The sequence below is a fragment of the Proteus sp. FZP2095 genome, from assembly GCF_023701425.1.
Classification (GTDB): Bacteria; Pseudomonadota; Gammaproteobacteria; order Enterobacterales; family Enterobacteriaceae; genus Proteus; species Proteus cibarius.
Window position 1 is genome coordinate 35,793 of the sequence record NZ_JAMQBJ010000006.1, and the last position, 19,223, is coordinate 55,015.

General features: G+C 39.3%; 13 protein-coding genes. 6 read left to right on the forward strand and 7 right to left on the reverse strand.

The window, feature by feature from the left end; genetic code table 11:
- Nucleotides 1–10 precede the first annotated feature (10 nt).
- The 6 genes from NBG71_RS17290 (at nucleotide 11) to NBG71_RS17315 (ending at nucleotide 8,136) form a co-directional block, all read left to right on the forward strand.
- Entirely contained in the window at nucleotides 11–3,712 is a 3,702-nt protein-coding gene (locus tag NBG71_RS17290) for a cellulose biosynthesis protein BcsC (RefSeq protein WP_250917044.1), read from the forward strand.
- A gap of 15 nt (nucleotides 3,713–3,727) precedes the next feature.
- The gene (bcsD, locus tag NBG71_RS17295; RefSeq protein ID WP_075673739.1) at nucleotides 3,728–4,198 is read left to right on the forward strand and encodes a cellulose biosynthesis protein BcsD; all 471 of its coding nucleotides are present in this window, start codon (nucleotides 3,728–3,730) and stop codon (nucleotides 4,196–4,198) included.
- A gap of 39 nt (nucleotides 4,199–4,237) precedes the next feature.
- A complete protein-coding gene (locus NBG71_RS17300) occupies nucleotides 4,238–5,149 on the forward strand; it encodes a sensor domain-containing diguanylate cyclase (protein WP_075673738.1) in 912 nt (303 codons plus the stop codon).
- 182 nt (nucleotides 5,150–5,331) lie between these two features.
- On the forward strand, nucleotides 5,332–6,291 hold the full coding sequence (gene galU, locus NBG71_RS17305; RefSeq protein ID WP_223672818.1) for a UTP--glucose-1-phosphate uridylyltransferase GalU: 960 nt from the start codon (nucleotides 5,332–5,334) through the stop codon (nucleotides 6,289–6,291).
- 73 nt (nucleotides 6,292–6,364) lie between these two features.
- The gene (locus tag NBG71_RS17310) at nucleotides 6,365–7,393 is read left to right on the forward strand and encodes a family 8 glycosyl hydrolase (protein ID WP_075673736.1); all 1,029 of its coding nucleotides are present in this window, start codon (nucleotides 6,365–6,367) and stop codon (nucleotides 7,391–7,393) included.
- A gap of 314 nt (nucleotides 7,394–7,707) precedes the next feature.
- Nucleotides 7,708–8,136 carry a TOBE domain-containing protein gene (locus tag NBG71_RS17315; RefSeq protein WP_191901679.1) on the forward strand — a complete coding sequence of 143 codons (429 nt, stop codon included), beginning with the start codon at nucleotides 7,708–7,710 and terminating at the stop codon, nucleotides 8,134–8,136.
- 117 nt (nucleotides 8,137–8,253) lie between these two features.
- Here NBG71_RS17315 and NBG71_RS17320 read toward each other — a convergent pair whose 3' ends face one another.
- The 7 genes from NBG71_RS17320 to fdnG all read right to left on the reverse strand — a co-directional run bounded on the left by NBG71_RS17320 (nucleotide 8,254) and on the right by fdnG (nucleotide 19,056).
- Nucleotides 8,254–9,903, reverse strand: coding sequence for an LTA synthase family protein (locus tag NBG71_RS17320; RefSeq protein WP_196576234.1), 1,650 nt, complete (start codon nucleotides 9,901–9,903; stop codon nucleotides 8,254–8,256).
- 109 nt (nucleotides 9,904–10,012) lie between these two features.
- Nucleotides 10,013–11,875, reverse strand: coding sequence for a selenocysteine-specific translation elongation factor (gene selB / locus NBG71_RS17325; protein ID WP_250917045.1), 1,863 nt, complete (start codon nucleotides 11,873–11,875; stop codon nucleotides 10,013–10,015).
- Nucleotides 11,872–13,263 (reverse strand): L-seryl-tRNA(Sec) selenium transferase, encoded by a 1,392-nt coding sequence (gene selA, locus NBG71_RS17330; RefSeq protein ID WP_196576235.1) that lies wholly within the window; start codon nucleotides 13,261–13,263, stop codon nucleotides 11,872–11,874. Before selA ends, selB begins: the two co-directional genes overlap by 4 nt.
- Before the next feature lie 15 nt (nucleotides 13,264–13,278).
- Nucleotides 13,279–14,199 (reverse strand): formate dehydrogenase accessory protein FdhE, encoded by a 921-nt coding sequence (gene fdhE / locus NBG71_RS17335; RefSeq protein WP_075673731.1) that lies wholly within the window; start codon nucleotides 14,197–14,199, stop codon nucleotides 13,279–13,281.
- Between the two features lie 206 nt (nucleotides 14,200–14,405).
- The gene (fdoI, locus tag NBG71_RS17340; RefSeq protein ID WP_075673730.1) at nucleotides 14,406–15,062 is read right to left on the reverse strand and encodes a formate dehydrogenase cytochrome b556 subunit; all 657 of its coding nucleotides are present in this window, start codon (nucleotides 15,060–15,062) and stop codon (nucleotides 14,406–14,408) included.
- On the reverse strand, nucleotides 15,059–15,997 hold the full coding sequence (fdxH, locus tag NBG71_RS17345) for a formate dehydrogenase subunit beta (protein ID WP_099659548.1): 939 nt from the start codon (nucleotides 15,995–15,997) through the stop codon (nucleotides 15,059–15,061). The genes fdoI and fdxH overlap by 4 nt, the downstream gene beginning before the upstream one ends.
- An 11-nt stretch (nucleotides 15,998–16,008) precedes the next feature.
- Nucleotides 16,009–19,056: a formate dehydrogenase-N subunit alpha gene (gene fdnG / locus NBG71_RS17350; RefSeq protein ID WP_143484136.1), complete on the reverse strand. Its 3,048-nt coding sequence runs from the start codon at nucleotides 19,054–19,056 to the stop codon at nucleotides 16,009–16,011.
- Nucleotides 19,057–19,223: the final 167 nt, after the last annotated feature.

Below are 19,223 nucleotides of genomic sequence, written 5' to 3' on the forward strand. Positions count from 1 at the left end.
GGGATATGAGATGAAAAATCACGCACTTAATATCATCGTTCAAGTCATCTATGCAGGTTGTATTCTAGGGGTTTCAAGCCAAGTACAAGCAACCGCAGTTGAGGCAAATACAACGGCAACTGATCCAACTATTGTTAGTTCTCTTATTGAACAAGCTAATTATTGGCATGGTAGAGCGCACGATGAACGTGCAGTAGAAGCACTGCAAAAAGTTTTGATTATGGAAAGCAATAATCAAGATGCGCTGTATTTAATGGCATTCTTTACTGCGCAACAAGGTAATGAAAAACAAGCAACTTATTGGCGAGAAAAGCTTGCGCAAATTGCACCGCAAGATCCACGAATTGAAGGATTAAAAAACATCCGTTCATCACAATTTAGTGAACAACAATTAGGATATGCCAGAGAGTTAGCGAAAAAAGGGCAACACGAAGAAGCGATAAAAGCGTACCAACGTTTATTTGTCAGCAGTGAGCCACCTGAAACACTGGCGTTAGAATATTATCAAACGATGGCAGGTGTACCGGCAATGTTGCCTCAAGCCATTACGGGATTAAAGCAACGTGCTGCATTAATGCCTGATAATAAAGAAACGCAAAAAGCATTAGGATTAACACTGACTTATAACGAAGAAACTCGTCGTGAAGGGATAACTATTTTAGGGAATATTTCGGGTGATGAGTCGGCCAAAAAAGGTCTGCGTCAAGCACTGTTATGGTTGAATGTTCGTCCTGATGATGAAGTGTTATACAAAACCTATTTGCAAGCAAACCCGAACGATAAAGCGGTTGCAGAACATTTTCAAGGCGCTATTCAAGGTAATGCACGCCAAGCAGGTTATACCGCATTAAACAAAGGTAAATTGAAAGAAGCCGAAGGTTATTTCAAGCAAGCTTTGGCGTCAGATAAGAATGATGCGCAAGCCTTAGCGGGTTTAGGTTATATCGCATTACGTTCAGGCGATTTAACCACAGGTCAACGTTTATTAAATCAAGCTGCGCAATCAGGTGGCGAACAAGGCAGTAAATGGAAGCAACAAGCGGAAGATGCGGGTTTTTACGCGCAATTACGCAACGCACAACAACGCGCTAAACAAGGCAATATTCAACAAGCTATTGAACAATTAGCGCCATTAACCAGTGCTTCAGGTGAAAAAGGGTTATCTGCCAATTTATTACAAGCTGACTTATTGCGAAAGCAAGGTAATTTACCTGCTGCCCACCAATTGCTGTCAGGGCTTTATCAGCAAAATAGCCGTAATGAAAAAGTGATTTCTGCTTATTACTATTTATTAGTTCAGGAAGGACAGAATACGAAAGCAGAACAATTACTGGCTCAACAATCTGCTGCTTTGCGTCAAAAATTGACTGCGAATACCGACCCTTCTGAGAAATTACGCCGTGAAGCGCAAAAAGCATTAGAAAGTGGTAATCGTGTTCAAGCAAGACAATTACTTTTACAAGCACAGCGTAAAAACCCGCAAAATAACTGGGTTTACCTTGATTTAGCACGCCTAATGGCGGCTGATGGCGACAGTGTTGGTGCAAAAAATATTATTTCACAGTTACAAAACCGCAGAACAAGAGATTCTGATTATGTGGCATCTCTATTTTATGTTGAGCAAAAAGAGTGGGATAAAGTTTTTAACTTACTAAGTAGCCATAATCAACAAACTGAAGCTGAAAAAGAGTTATTACAACGAGCTCGTTTCCATCGCCAACTTGCGCAAGCTGACCATTATCGTCAGGCTGGAAACCTTGTGGCTATGCGTAATATTTTACGCCCATTAATTAATCAAGTTGCTGATTATCCAAATGATGTGGGTGAATTAGCAGAGAAATTGGTTAACAGTGGATTAAACGATGAAGCGTTACAATTAGTTGAAAGTGATATTGCAAAAGGCACTAAAGGCTCGGTTGGTAACTACGCAGGCCACATCAACGTTCTCAATGAGTTAGGCCATTATACACAGGCATCTAGCTTGATTAATGATCCCGCTTTACAACAAGAAACACCGATTGTTGAGAAAAAACGTTTAGAAGTTGCCACTAAAGTTGCGCAAGCAGATAGCTTACGTGAAAAAGGCGAAATTAAAGCGGCTTACGACACGTTAGTCGTTGCTTTAAAGGCATCACCTAATGATCCCGATTTATTAATGGCATTAAGTCGTGTTTATTTAGCGCAATCAATGCCTGAACAATCAAACAAAATTCTTTCTTACTTAGAAAAAGAGCAAGGAAAAGATAGCAAATTAATCCAAGCTCAAATTGAAGTGGCATTAGCACAGAAAGATGGAAGAAAAGCACAGCAGTTGTTGCAGCAAATACCTTCATCTTCACAACCGGCTTATTTATTACAAGCCGCGCAAATTGCGCAATTAAATGGTGAAAATCGTAAAGCATTAACATTGCTACGTAGTGCGCAATGGCAAAACAGTGATAGCTCATTGAAAACTTCAGCAGGCCAATTAAAAGCATTAGGTGACAGTGATAATGCCACGATTGCGGGGTCTATTTATGAACGTAAAGAGATGGCATCGGTTCAACGCTCTATTCGTGAGCTAGAAGAGAAAGTCTCACCTTGGGTACAAGGTGGTGTAGCTATACGTCATCGTAATGGTGATAAAGGATTATCTAACGTCACCGAAATTTCTGCACCAATGAGTATTTCAAGTGTACCTGGTGAAGAGTTCCGTTGGGAATTTAGTGTTAACCCAGTTTCGATGACCAGTGGTTCGGTTTCAGGAGAAAGAGCTAACCGCTTTGGTACAGGACAGCTTCAACATGCTGAACGCTTTGCTAAGAATAGCGATAACCATGACGAGAAAAACAAAATTAATGCCGATGAAGCAGGTAGCCAACGTGCTTCTGGTGTTGAATTAGGGCTACGTTTATCAGACAAGGATGTCAGCTTTGATGTGGGCTCAACGCCATTAGGTAAAGATACGGCAACGGTTGTCGGTGGCCTCACATATTCACCTCAAATTAGCCAAAATGGGCAATTAACACTGACCGCAGAGCGCAGAGCCATAAAAGATAGTCTACTTTCTTATATGGGGCGTACTGATCCAATGACTGGCGAAAGTTGGGGCCGTGTAACTCGTAACGGCGCTAAAGTTCAATATGCTTGGGATGATGGAAAAGTTGGGGCTTATGCTGGTGGTGGTTTCTATAACTACGAAGGTAAAAGTGTTGCGAGTAATGATGAAGTGAAAGCGTGGATTGGTTCTTATGCTAAGTTCTATAAAGATGATCAACAAGAAGTCAAAGCAGGTGTGCATGTTGATTATATGAACTTTAGAAATAACCAAAACTACTTCTCTCTAGGACACGGCGGTTATTTTAGTCCACAAGACTATGTGTCGGTTTCATTGCCTGTTGCTTATACCCGTCGTTTTGAAAAAGGTGAAGTCTCATTAAATGGTGCAATAGGGATACAAAGTTACAAACAGAAAGGTAGCGATTATTTCCCAACGCATGGTTATATGCAAAACGCATTAAATAAAAAGAATGCGAGCGATCCTCGTATTAAATCTCAGTACGAAGAAGAAGACGAAACGAATTTTACTTACAGATTAGGTTTAGACGCGAAATATTATTTAAACAAAGAAACCGAGTTAGGTGTCAGCTTATCGCATGATACATCGGGTGATTATGCTGAAGATAATATGTGGTTACACTTAAAATATACCCCAGACTTCCTGTCTAAATAATTAAGGAGACAAATAATGAATAAGCATGACAGTGATATCTTACAATTACCTTTTGAAAGTGGCTGGCAAGATCTAACTCAATTATTATTTTTTCAAATCTTAAATGACAATGATATTTCTACTGCTGGAAATAAATTAAGGAACATAGGTAAAGATATTGCCTTACGTTATCCTTTACCTGAAAGCGAAAATATTCAATTACTTGAATCACATATTAATCGCGTATTAACGCTATTTAAATGGGGTTTTGTCACGATATCTCCTGCAATGAGCGAACTTTTACTGGTTCATTGTGCATGGCCTCATTTTACGCAAAGCCAAGATGATGAACAGTGGCGTGTTGCAAGTGCCAGTGTTTTAGAAGGGTTATATGAAGGCTGGTTAACGGATCAAGGTGGTAATGCCAAAATGCAAGTGCATCGTCAATCTACGGATGCAAAAGATGTCTTTATTTTCCGCTATGCGCATAACTCATCAGCTGAATAATAATATATATGCTTTATTGATGAGCATAGGAGGTCAAAAATGAATGAAATGATATTTAATGATGATAATTCTAAATGCTTATTAATAAAGCAATTTACTAATAATGTTTTCATGATGTTAGTAACAGATATTAATGGCATCATTATTTATGCAAATGAAAAATATTGTGAATTCAATAATGTTCACTTTGAAAATATAAAAGGTAAAAAATACAGTTTATTTAACTTGGTTGATGAGAATCAAATTAATTATTGTGTAAATGGTAATAATGATAATAAGGGAGTATATAGATTAGAAGCCAAAAGAAATAACGATACACAAAAAGATGTATGGGAAGATATTAGTATTATTCCTGTGTTTGATGAAAATAATTTAATTTCTCACTATGTGTTTATTAGCTTAGATATTACTGATAAGGTAGAGCTAAGAAACGAGTTATTTAATAAAAGTTATATTGACTCATTAACTGGAATATCTAATCGATTAAGTATTGTTGAAAAAATCGAAAATGAACGCTTAAATATTTCACAGCCATCTTCATTTTGTCTTGGTATTATAGATTGCGATAAATTCAAATCTATTAATGATCAATTCGGGCATCATGCAGGCGATAAAGTATTGTGTGAAATATCAAAACGATTGTCACAATTAGAAAATAGTGAAGTCTATTGTGGGCGGCTTGGTGGCGATGAATTTGCTGTGCTTTTCCCTAAAGGATTACGTTCTTGTTCTGTGATTTTGTTAGAAATAATAGAATCACTTTGGAAATCAATGGAAAAGCCCATCGATATTAATTCGGATTTTGTGTTAACCCCTTCAATTAGTTTAGGTATTGCTGAATATCCTAAAGACGGAAAAACATTATCTGAATTATTAAAATCTGCAGATGAAACACTTTATTCTATAAAAGAAATGGGTGGTAATAAATATGGGTTTTATTCCGGATTTTAAATAAAAGGTTTTAAATAGAAGTTTTTTTAAATAAAGATATATAAAAATAACGTTATTTCTTTTTAACGAAGAGGGGATAACTGTTTTTAAAATATATCTAGCATTCCTGATGAAATATAAGAGTAAATTTAAAATAATACTAAATATTAGTTTTAGATAAATGTCTATTAGAGGATTTTATTATGATGAAAGCGGTTATCCCTGTTGCTGGATTAGGTACTCGTATGTTACCTGCAACGAAATCAATTCCTAAAGAAATGCTGCCAATCGTTGATCGCCCTTTAATTCAATATATTGTTGAAGAGTGTGCTCAGGCAGGCGTTGAGGAAATTATTTTAGTGACTCACTCTTCTAAAAATTCAATTGCGGATCACTTTGATACCAGCTTTGAATTAGAAAATATGCTGGAACAGCGTATTAAAAATAAATTATTAGAAGAAGTGCGCTCAATTTGTCCTGACAATGTCAAAATTGTTCAAATTCGCCAAGGCCATGCTTTAGGTTTAGGCCATGCAATTTGCTGTGCACGTCCAGTTATCGGCAATAATCCATTTATTGTTTTACTGCCAGATGTTTTATTAAATGCACACTATTGCGATCCTCAACATGATAATTTATCAGCAATGATAAAACGTTTTGAAAAAACAGAACGTAGCCAAATTATGGTTGAGCCTGTGCCAATGAGCCAAGTACAACAATATGGTGTTGTAGATTGTGAAGGGGTTTTCTGTCCTCAAGGTAATTGGGCTCCTATTCGTCGTATCGTGGAAAAACCCAATCCTGAAGATGCACCTTCTAATCTTTCTGTTGTTGGCCGTTACGTTTTTTCTGAAGCTATCTGGGAATTATTAGATGGTCTACCAGCTGGCGTAGGTGGTGAAATTCAATTAACGGATGCGATTGATTTATTATTGAAAAAAGAAGTCGCTGAAGCATATACCTTAGTGGGTAAATCACATGACTGTGGTAATAAGCTAGGATATATGAAAGCCTTTGTTGAATATGGCCTACATAATTCTGCCTTAAAAGAAGAATTTGCTTCTTGGATGCAGGACTTTTGTGAAAAAACATTGTTACCCAAAACAGAAGTCATAGAAGAAGATGAAGTAAGTGAAGCACAAAAGATAGTTGCTATCTTTTGAGTTTATCTTGAAATAATATGCAATATGCCGACCGAACTAAGATGGCGGTCGGCAATAGCAGGAGAGAAAGTCAATGTCTTTTAGGCACTTATCTCGTTGTAATTTTCTATTTTCCACCTTTTTTATTTTAGGTTTGTTGCTTATGGTTTCTCCCTCAATACAGGCAGCAGATACCCAAGTAGGATGGCAACAGTTTAAAGAGCGCTATATTAAGGATGATGGGCGAGTTATAGACAGCGCTAACAAAAACATTTCACACTCTGAAGGTCAAGGCTATGGCATGTTAATGGCCGTGATGAGTGATGATCATGAAACATTTAATAAGTTATGGCGCTGGACTGCCACTTCTCTTTATCGTGGCGATTTAGGCTTATTTAAGTGGCGTTATGAGCCTGAAAATAGTGAACATACCCCTGATCCTAATAATGCAACAGATGGTGATATCTTAATTGCGTGGGCATTATTAAAAGCTGGCGAAAAATGGAATGATGAAAGTTACCTTTCAGCTTCTGATTCTATTCAACACGCTATTTTGGAACATACTTTAATTAAGACAAAAAGTTATACCGTACTTTTACCCGGTATTAATGGTTTTAAGACGCCAGAAGAAATTATTATTAATCCATCCTATTTTATTTTCCCTGCATGGAAAGATTTTTACCGCACAAGTAACGATGTTCGTTGGAAAGTGTTAATTAATGATAGTCAGTCTTTACTTAGAAATATGCGATTTGGTGAATATCAATTACCAACAGACTGGGTAAGTTTATATCCAGATGGAAAGATAGAACCGAGTGAAAAATGGCCTGCACGATTTAGCTTTGACGCAATACGTATTCCGCTTTATTTAGCTTGGGCACATGATGAATTAGCGCTACAACCTTTTGTGCAGTATTGGCAGCAATTTGATCGTTATAAAACCCCAGCTTGGGTAAGTATTGATGCTCAAGAGCGCGCTGAATATAACCTTACTCCCGGCATGATGGCGGTGAGAGATTTAACGATGAAAGCACCTATTGAAGATGTCGATTTAAGTGAAGATACGGATTATTATTCTTCAGCTTTACATTTATTAGCGGCCTTTGCTCAAAACGGACAATAAGTATATTTAGTTAATTTGAATGATAGATAGCTTAAATTCCTTTTAATACAGAAAGGCATTAAGTTATCTATTTTGTTTATATTGATAGTGCTAAAAAATAAATTTATAAATTATTTATACTTATTCAATACTAATAAGTTAATAGTAATTTGTTATCTCTATGTTTTTGTAACACTATGTTTTTAAATAATAAATAAACCTTAAGCTATGATCTAAAAATAATTTATTTGATGATATTTATGCTAAAGTTATCTCAGTAATTTGACAGTGTTATTAATATAATCTCTCATCAATAATAGAATAGAGGTGAATAAATGAAAGTTTCAGCACGCAATCAGTTAGTTGGTAAAGTTATTGATATTATTGAAGGTGCCGTTAATAGCGAAGTGATTTTATCTTTAGCCCATGGTGAAAAACTTGCCACAATTATTACTAAAGAGAGCCGTGACAGTTTAAAAATCAAAAAAGATGGCGAAGCAATTGCCATTATTAAAGCGCCGTGGGTTGTTTTAGCACTGCCTGATTGCGGTTTAAATTTCTCTGCACGTAACCAATTTTTAGGTAAAGTAACTCAAATCGCACAAGGTGCGGTGAACTCTACCGTTCATTTAGAAACAGCTAAAGGTCTAGAACTGACAGCTGTTATTACAAATGAAAGCTTACAAGAGATGAAACTGGCAAAAGGTAGTGATGTTTTAGCGTTAGTGAAAGCATCAAGTGTGATTGTTGCGACACGCAAATAATTGCAAGTTTATTTCTTGAAATAAAGAAAGAGGCTAAATATTTAGCCTCTTTCTTTTTGATATTAATTATCTTTTTGAATTTATTATCCCGATCATCTTTTATTCAGGTAATAAAAATTAATTATCTGTACTACCTGCAACTTTAAGTTTGTTATAGATATAATTTTTATAACTGTTAACTAATTTCTCGTCTTCACAGTCATTTAATTTACCTTCACATAAATGGCGCATTTGAATGTTTGCTTTGTAGAAAGGAGATAATGGCAAACGAGCACGCTCCAGTATCATGCCACCTAAGAAGCTAATATCCGTTAACTCACCCGTTGAAAGTGACGCACCTTGCGTTAGGTTGTCTCTCAATGTGAATTGAGTGATATGTGCGGGGTTAGTAAATGGTGACTGGTAATTATTTAGCTCAATATTAGGTTGATGATCACCAAAATAGAGAAACATTGTCGGTTTTTCTCTTTGGGCGACAAAATTAGAGAAATCTTTAATTGCCGGATCACTGGTAATTATTTTTTCCATATAGTGGCTAAATTTACCCGGTGCATTACTGCTTTCTGTATGACCTGCAATTTGGTACATATCTCTGTGTGATTCGTCATAAGGGCCATGTTCATACATAGTTAATGAGAATATGAACAAGGGTTTGTCTGTACGTTTCTTCAGTACCTCTTCAACGTAACCCAGCATATCTACTGTCGATATCTTCCAGAGGTTTTCCTCTAATGTTCCCGGGTAGCCAAGCTCCTGAGGTTGAATGATTTCATCAATTCCCATTTTTTCATAAGCGTAACCTGCATGGTAAGCACTACGATTAAACGGGGTGAGTAAAACAGTGTAATAACCTTCAGCTTTTAGTTGGCGGAATAAACTTTCATTAAGATTATCGACAACAAAATAGAATACGGAGTTTTTGCGTGCACCGAAATCATCCGTATTTAGCCCTGTTAATACAGAAAATTCAGAAAGCCAAGTACCACCACCAAAGGTTTGTACACGTAAAGGGCTTTGTGCACTCACACCTTCATCTTTTTGGAACATAAATAAATCAGGCAGTGCAACATCTGTATTAAATTGATAAATATGAGGGTTAACTGTCGATTCCTGTAATAAAACAATAATGTCAGGTTTTATGTCTGTCTGTGTTTCTGGTAACACGGTTTTGTTCGCTTGTTCAAGAAAGTAATCTGCATCTTCCTTGAAATAAGGAGGGTGATAAGCCGTTTGGTAGCCAGACATAATTAAATTAGTGACAGTACCTCGTCCACCCGGAAGTGTGCCTTCCCATTCAGCCTGCCATTTTTCTACGGTGAAATGGATAGTGGTAAACCCAATGACTATTAAGAGTAGGCTACTTATACGTAAGGCTGGGCGTGATTTTTGGGAAAAACGCCAAGCGATGGACATATTGATAAGAAGCCATATTAGCATCGCAATCAATGCAACACCGGCTTCCCAATAATGGCCTAATGTCCCTAAATTCGAGCTATCAAAAGCCAGATCAAAGTCAGAGAACATTAATGTTTCTTTGTAATAATGGACTTTGAGCTGATTAATAAACTTAGTTATCAGGAAGAGTGTACCGGTGGTAATAGCCGAAAATAAGACACGAGCAGATAAAATAAAGCAAAGAGAAAAAAGAATAAAATAAGCACCTACAGAAAGAAGTGCAGTATAAATAAACGTTACTTTCTCAAAAACAATAAAGAGTGATGCTATAAGAATAAGTGCAAGATAAGCACTTCCTAATATTTTTTTCATGTCTCTTCCGAGTATAGCGATAAAGAATAAAGGGATATTTTACAAATATTGTAGGCGATAACCTTAAATAGGCTAAATAACTTTATTTAGCCTAAATTAACATCTGTATTTAGAATAACCCTTTGTCTCGTAAAATATGAAGATCTTTTTTGCGGCGAGTAAAACCCGTGCGATCAAAATACTCTAAAATTTGCACTGCTAATTTACGCCCAACGGATAATTCATCACGGAAATCCGCTGCGGTAACACTGCCATTGTTTTCATTATATTTCACAATGATAGATGCAAATTTTTCTATTGTTTGGTGTGTATAGTAGCGATCGGCAATAATCGGAATAATTAAACCTAATTGCGCCGCTTTACGTAATAATGAGCGGATCACCTTCTCATCATTTTTCATTTCATTGGCTAGATCACGTACCCACCAAGGTTCAGATTGCTCAAAGTAGACTTTGGCATTTTGCCATAACGCATCTTGTTCTGGGGAAAAAGCAAGACCATGAGTTGGGAGATGAAGCCAACCACGACTTTGACTAATAGCACCTTCTTTACGTAATTGATCTATTAAGTGATAGACCAATTCATCATGATAAGTCGGTAGTGACATCCGTTTTAAACGAGAACGACCCACACCCATTTGATCATTATGTTGTTGATGATATTCCGCAAGGGTATCGAGTAATTTCTGTTTTGCATTATCAGCATTTTCTTTAGAAAGAATAACGCCTGCAACGCTGACTAAATCAAAGGTTTCTAATAACTGAGTTAGTGCACTCTCAGTTAATTGCTGAGCCCAAGCAAATTGACTTAGAGAGAGTTCACCTTTTGGTAAACATAACGCTAAATTGGCGCTAACGCTGTCTGCGCTATTAAGTTGGTGTAACCAAGTTAAGAATTCAGCTTGTCGTTTACCTCTACGTGGTGAGTGCAAATGTAAGACTTTTGCGGCGGCTAAAGTGCGTTGAGCACTGATATCGCGCAAGATAAGTCTGTCGTTATCCACCAGCCAAAGGGATTCATCAAGAATAAGCTCAGCTAACTGTGGTATTTCATTAGCATCATTTAAAAGAGCAACACGACCTGTAATATGGCGTGTACCGTGGTGAATATGTACAGGCTGCCAATGCTTTAAAGGTTCATCTCCAATTAAACTGACTAATATTTTATGAGATTGATAGTTAGGTGCTTGAGAAAGCAACCAGTCACCACGAGAGACATTTTCTTTACTGACATCACCTGTGATGTTAATGGCAATACGATGACCTGCACCCGCACTCTCTACGGGCTGATTTTGTGCATGTAAGGCTCTTATTCTTACTGGTTTATCTGCACCAGTTAGCCAAAAGGTATCACCAACAGAGATTTGTCCTGCAAGTGCGGTACCCGTGACAACTAAGCCAGCCCCTTTAATGCTAAAAACACGGTCTATTGCTAAACGAAAACGTTTATGCCATTGAGGGTGTTGTTGCTCTTGCTGATGCAACTCAACAAGGTAGTTACGAAGCGCTGGAATACCTTCACCTGAAGGGGCTGAAGTGACAAAAATATCAGGTTGTTGCCAGCCTAAATTGGCTAATACATCGATTGTTTGTGAACGAACTTCTTCAATTCGCTCAGGTGTAACGCGATCTGCTTTGGTGAGAATAACGGTAACTTGAGGACAGCCAGCAAGATGTAAAATAGAAATATGTTCGATGGTTTGTGCCATAACGCCATCGTTACAAGCCACAATTAATAGTGCATGAGAGATCCCACCGACGCCCGCGAGCATATTTGAAAGGAATTTCTCATGGCCGGGAACATCCACAAAACCAATTGAGGTTCCATCATCTTGACGCCAATAGGCATAACCTAAATCAATGGTCATGCCTCGTTTTTTCTCTTCAGGTAAATGGGTCGTATCTACCCCAGTAATGGCCTGTATAAGTGTGGTCTTTCCGTGGTCTACGTGACCTGCTGTCGCAAAAATCATAGTAAAAGTGCCTGTATTAATGCATTTTCATCCTCAAGACAGCGCAGATCAAGCCACAGGCGACCATCAGTAATTCGACCAATAATTGGCTTTTCTAAATTACGCCAATGCGCAGCTAGCGCATCTAACTGGCTACCTTTTCCATCTTTGGCTTCAAAGGTAAGTGCTGCACTCGGTAAACTTTCAATAGGTAACGAACCACTGCCTATTTGAGAAGCACATGAGGATATCGTGATATGGTAGTTATCCCCATAATATGCCTGAAAATGAGGCAATAACCGTTGCGCCATATCATTAATTTCTGTTTGTGTCCGAGTTAACAAACGTAATGTCGGGATCTCAACAGCCATTTTTTCAGGTTGCTGATAAAGGCGTAATGTGGCGCCTAAAGCAGCTAATGTCATTTTATCAACACGTAATGCACGTTTTAAAGGATGGCGCTGAATAGCCTCAATCCACACTTTTTTACCAAGGATTATCCCTGCTTGTGGGCCACCTAACAGTTTATCGCCAGAGAAGGTGACAAGGTCGATGCCTTGTTGCAGATAATCTTGTGGCATTGGCTCTGAAGGTAAACCTAAGGCAGCTAAATTAGTCATTGAGCCACTGCCTAAATCGATAGCGGTTGGTAAGTTCATCTCTTTACCAAGCGCAGCAAGTTCATCGCCATGTACTTCAGCTGTAAAGCCTCGAATACAATAGTTGCTAGTATGAACTTTCATTAGCAAACCCGTATTTTCATTAATGGCGTTACGATAATCTTTAAGGTGAGTTCGGTTTGTTGTACCGACTTCTTTGAGTGTACATCCTGCTTGTGTCATTACATCAGGAATACGAAAAGCACCACCTATCTCAACTAATTCACCGCGAGAAACAACAACCTCTTTATTTGGAGCCATTGTTGCAAGCATCAATAAAACAGCCGCTGCATTGTTATTTACGATACAGGCATCTTCGGCTCCTGTTAATTCACATAACAAATCAGCGATAGCGCGATCACGGTGTCCTCTTGAAGCACCATCGAGAGAATACTCTAAGGTTGCTGGTGAACGCATAACTTGGCTAACGGCTTCAATGGCGGATTCTGCCATTAATGCACGCCCTAGATTGGTGTGTAAAACGGTACCCGTTAAATTGAAAACAGGTTTAATCGAAGATTTTCGTTGTAATGTAATGCGATTTTTTAATTCATCAGCCCAATGGTTGTGCCATTGTGGTAACTCGTTTTTTTGACGAATAATGATACGCGCTTCTTCTTGTAACTTTCGTAAATGCTCTGCAATAAATGTCTGTCCATAAGAAGCCACAAGGGCTTGAATGTCTGCTTGGTGCAGTAACTTATCAATAGATGGCAGTTGGCTATAAAGTGAGCGCGTATCATTTGTCATGCTAATACCTAATTATTATTCATTTGGGAACAGGAATGGATTAATGCTACTACGAGCAAAGCCTTCTTCTTCCATTTTTGCATCAAGGACAATAGACGCTAAATCATCAGCGACAGCATCCACATTGGCATCTTTTTCTTGATATAAAATTTTCAGATAGCTTCCACAATCACCACAGCTTTCTGCTTTTACTGGGGCATTTTCGCTGTCTAAAGACCAGTAATTTAATTTGCCTGTTAATTCACAGTTGGTGCACTTAATGCGTACGACATGCCACTGTGTTTCACATAAATTACAGTGTAAATAGCGTAAACCTTGTGTTGTGCCGATTTGTACCATGCTTGCCACTGGCATACTGTTACAAACTGGGCAGAATTGACGATTTTCACCGTATTCTGTTTTCGCTTTACCCGGAATATTTGCTGCTAATTGTGCCCAGTAAAGAGACAGTGCTGCCCAAATAAAGACAGATTTATCTGCTGAGACTTTTGAATATTCATCATTGAGTAATGCTGTTGCCATCTCTTCTAATTCAGTTTCAGAAGCTTTAGAGAGGTTTTCTAAAGTGATAGTGGCACTTTCAGGCACAACTGGACGTAATTCAGCAATAATCGAGGCTAATAAAGCATGCCAATGTTTACTGCGTTTAAATGTTTTTCTATCTAAAGGCGCTACGCCAACTTGTTGTGCAAGGAGTGGAGCAAGATCAATGACAAGCGGATTGTCATGAAGTGCTTTTTCTTGAGCCTTGACAATTTCTGCTGCAAATTCAAGGTAGTCTGCGAAAGGGTTATCTTTTGCTAGTGTTTGAAAACGTTCAGCACGACGTTGATAAAGGTTTTTCAGATTAGGGAATAATACGGGGGGAATGAAACTGATCCCTTTTTCTGATTGCTCTTTACCTAATTGCTCTTTAGGAACGATGCGAATACTCATAACGTTCTATCTTCCTATTATCATAAATTTTATAGTGAATACCCACAGGGTTTGGCTTCAGAATAAATCAAATACAGATACGAAGCCATGACAGTGGGTAATAATAGCGTGATTTTATTGTTTTTTACGCCTTAAAATCAGACGTAAATTGAATAAAAAACGGAGGCTTACAAGCCTCCGTTTGTTCTGAAATATGCTTTAGGGCATTATTTCTCTGACTGCTTTTCGGCTTCTTTTTTCTCTTCTTCGAGAATTTCACGATACCAACGAGGGTGGTGCTTTTTAGCCCAACCACGAGTTACCCAGCCTTCAATCATGCTACGAATTGAACCTTTCACCCAGAATGCCGCATAAGCGTGAACAAATACGGTGATTATCAGTAAGATTGCTGATAATGAGTGAACTAATAAGGCAATTCGGATCACTGGGATCGAGAAATACTCTGCGAAATAAGGACGCCAAATAATAACACCACTGACTGTTAGTAAGATCAGGCTGATACTTAATGTCCAGTAAATGCCCTTCTGACCTAAGTTGTAGTGGCCAATATCACCAGCTTCTTCATTTTGCAGTACTTTATGAATGTTTTTAGCCCAGACTAAGTCATCTTTATCAATAAAGTTGTGCTTCAGATATCTGAAGAACATAAAGAGAAAGAGGAACGCCATCACGCTACCCACGAATGGGTGTAACAAACGCGACAGTTCTGGTGTACCTAAAATATTCATGAACCAGTTCAGAGATGGGAAGAAGAAACCCAATCCGCTGATAGCAGTAAACAGAAATACAATCACTACTAACCAATGGTTAATACGCTCAGAAGCGGTGTGGCGAAGAATTTTATCGCCTTTCTTCTTCATCATTTCTGCTCCTCCTTATTCACAGAAGTCTGTGTTTTAGAAGATGCTTCCATCTCTTTGAGTGCTTCTTCTTCATCTTCTTCAGTTGTACGGTTTGGACCGACACCTAAATAGTGGAAAATTGCACCCGCGAAGGTTGCGGCAAAACCAACGGCAGCCAATGGTTTCCAAATACCTTTCCAGAATTTAACGGTAGAGCTAATTTCTGGGTTTTCTGGTAAACCGTGGTACAGATTTGGTTTGTCAGCATGATGGAGAACATACATCACGTGTGTACCACCCACACCTTGTGGATCGTAAAGACCAGCGTTGTCGTAACCACGAGTTTGCAGTTCAGAAACACGCTCATTAGCAAGATTGATCATGGCTTCTTTCGAACCAAAATGAATCGCGCCTGTTGGGCAAGTTTTCACACATGCAGGCTCTTGACCGACTTCGACACGGTCAACACATAACGTACATTTGTAAGCACGGTTATCTTCTTCATTAATGCGAGGCACATCGAAAGGACAACCTGCAATACAATAACCACAACCAATACAATGTTCTGATTGGAAATCAACAATACCATTAGCGTATTGAATGATTGCGCCTTCTGCTGGACAGGCTTTTAAACAGCCTGGATCAGCACAGTGCATACAACCATCTTTACGAATTAGCCACTCCAGTTTGCCATTCTCTTCAACTTCAGAGAAACGCATCACTGTCCATGATTTCGCGGTTAGGTCAGTTGGGTTATCGTAAACACCGACGTTAGTGCCAATTTTATCGCGAATATCGTTCCATTCAGAACAAGCAACCTGACAGGCTTTACAGCCGATACAGGTTGTTACGTCGATAAGTTTTGCCACTTCTTCCTTGTAATCCCGCACCTTAGGCGCGGGAGTGAGGGAATTGGTAGCAGAGCGACGAATAATGTCTTGGGATTGCAGTGACATAATTTATCTCCTTACACCTTTTCCACATTAACAAGGAACGCTTTAAACTCAGGCGTTTGTGTATTCGCATCACCAACGAATGGCGTTAATGTATTCGCAATAAAGCCTTTCACTGCAACACCTTCAAAGCCCCAGTGAATAGGAATACCAATGGTATCCACTTTGCGTCCATCAACATCAAGGGTTCTAATACGTTTAGTGACCACCGCTTTCGCTTTGATATAACCACGTTTTGAGCTGACTTTAACGGTATCGCCTTGAACAATGCCTTTTTCTGCGGCTAAACGCTCACCAATTTCAATAAATTGTTGTGGCTGAATAATCGCATTTAAGCGCGCGTGTTTAGTCCAGAAGTGGAAATGTTCTGTCAGACGATAAGTTGTACCGACATATGGGAAATCTTCTGCTTTACCCATATCTTTCCAGTCATCTTTAAAGACACGCGCTGCTGGGTTTGAAACTACATTTGGATGCAGCGGGTTAGTACCCAATGGTGTTTCAATTGGCTCATAGTGTTCAGGGAATGGGCCTTCTGCCATTTTATCGATAGCAAACAGACGTCCCATACCTTCCGGCTGCATAATAAATGGACCAACATCAGAACCCGGTGCAGCGTTGCTATAGTCAGGTACATCAATACCTGTCCATTTGCTGCCATCCCATTCGATTAATTTACGTTTAGGATCCCATGGTTGACCTTGTGGGTCTGCCGATGCGCGGTTATAAATAATGCGACGGTTAAGAGGCCATGCCCATGCCCAACCTAATGTATTACCCAATCCTGATGGATCGGAGTTATCACGGTTAGCCATTTGGTTGCCTTTCTCTGTCCAGCTACCAGCGAAGATCCAACAGCCACTTGCTGTTGTACCATCATCACGTAACTGAGCGAACGAGCTAAGCAGTTGACCTTTTTTCAGAATGATATTGCCATCAGCGTCTTTTAAATCGACTAATGCTCTACCATTACTTTCTTGTGCCACTTCTGCCGATGTTGGATTATCAGGATCAAAGTAATCCCAAGTCATATTCAACACCTGCTCTGGCATCGCGCCGCCTTCTTCTCTATAGAGTTGGCGTAAACGATGGAAAATACCTGATAAAATCTCAGCATCAGGGATAGCAATACCAGGGGCATCACCACCTTTCCAGTGCCACTGTAACCAGCGACCAGAGTTAACGATAGAACCGTCTTCTTCTGCGAAACAGGTTGTTGGCAGACGGAAGACTTCTGTCTGGATATCTGCTGTTTTAACGTCGTTCTCTTCACCGTGGTTCTGCCAGAAACATGAAGTTTCAGTGTTTAGCGGATCCATTGTGATAAGGAATTTCAGTTTTGATAATGAACGAACAACTTTGTTCTTATTCGGGAATGATGCAACTGGGTTAAAGCCTTGGCAGATATAGCCGTTGACTTCACCTCTATCCATCATGTCGAAGTATTGTAGAACATCGTAAGGTTTGTCCCACTTAGGTAACAGTGAGAAGCCCCAATCATTATCACGTTGAGCATTATCGCCATAGAATGTCTTCATCATACTGACGAAGAATTTAGGATAATTGCCCCAGTAGTTAACTTGTCCTGGTACTGTCGCTTTTGGCGTATTCGCAGCTAAGTAGGTTTCTAATGAAGTCTGCTTTTCAGAAGGCAACGTTAGATAGCCTGGTAAACTTTGAGATAATAGACCGAGGTCAGTTAAGCCTTGAATATTGGAGTGACCACGTAGTGCGTTAACACCGCCACCCGCCATACCCATATTACCTAACAGTAATTGGATCATCGCCATGGTACGAATGTTTTGGGCACCAACGGTATGTTGAGTCCAGCCTAATGCATACAGGAAAGAAGCTGTTTTATCTTTCGCCGCAGTTTCAGCAATATATTCACAGACTTTTAAGAAATCATCTTTTGGTGTACCACAAATCTGAGTAACCACATCAGGCGTATAACGGCTAACGTGTTGTTTTAACAGATTCCAGACACAACGAGGATGTTGTAATGTGGTATCGCGTTTTGCGAAACCATTTTCATCCATCTCGTAGTTCCAAGTGGTTTTATCGTATTTACGTTTTTCTGCATCATATCCGCTGAATAAACCATCCTCAAAATGATAGTCTTCACGGACAATCAAGCTAGCATTGGTATAAGCCTCAACGTATTCTTTTTGATATTTCTTATTTTCGAGCAGATATAAGATAACGCCCGATAAGAACGTAATATCAGTACCAGAACGGATAGGCGTATAGAAATCCGCAACAGCCGCAGTACGGGTGAAGCGAGGATCAATAACAATTAGCTTGGCGTTATTATGGATTTTAGCTTCCATCGCCCAGCGGAATCCCACAGGGTGTGCTTCTGCCGCATTACCGCCCATAACGACGATAAGGTTGGCATTTTTCATATCAACCCAGTGGTTGGTCATCGCACCGCGACCAAATGTTGGAGCAAGACTTGCTACCGTTGGTCCGTGTCAGACACGCGCTTGGTTATCGACAGCTAGCATCCCAAGAGCTCTTGAGAATTTCTGAGTTAAAAACCCAGTTTCATTACTTGCTGCGGAGGCGCAAAGCATACCCGTTGTTAACCAACGGTTGACTTCTACACCTTCTTTATTGAATTTCTGGAAGTTGGCATCGCGGTCTTTTTTGATTAAGCGCGCAATACGATCAAACGTTTCTTCCCATGAGAGTTTTACCCATTTATCCGAGCCGGGTGCACGGTATTCAGGGTGTTTTAAACGACCTTCACTGTGGATGAAATCCACAAGACCAGCACCTTTAGGGCATAATGCACCACGGTTTACTGGATGGTCTGAGTCACCTTCAATATGGAATATCGTTTCTTTTGCGTTTTTCGCGCCATCGCCCAGACTATACATTAATAGTCCACAACCGACAGAACAGTACGTACAGGTATTGCGGGTTTCGCGGGCTCTCAGTAATTTATACTGACGTGAACCTGCTAGCGCAACTGCTGGTGCAAAACCGAGCGCCGCCGCTGTAGTACCTGCCATACCGCCAGCACAGATCTTAAAGAACTGTCTTCTGCTGACCTGCATGGGGTCTCTCCTCATCATACATTGCTTTTACTGACTCTGATTTTCTTCACGAAAATGGAGCTGATTGTTTTTTTATTCCTATTATCCTTAATAGGATCAGGTTCATTGCCTGATAGGTAGTGTAAAATCGTTTTACCCGTATTGTTATTATGTATTAATAAATTTAG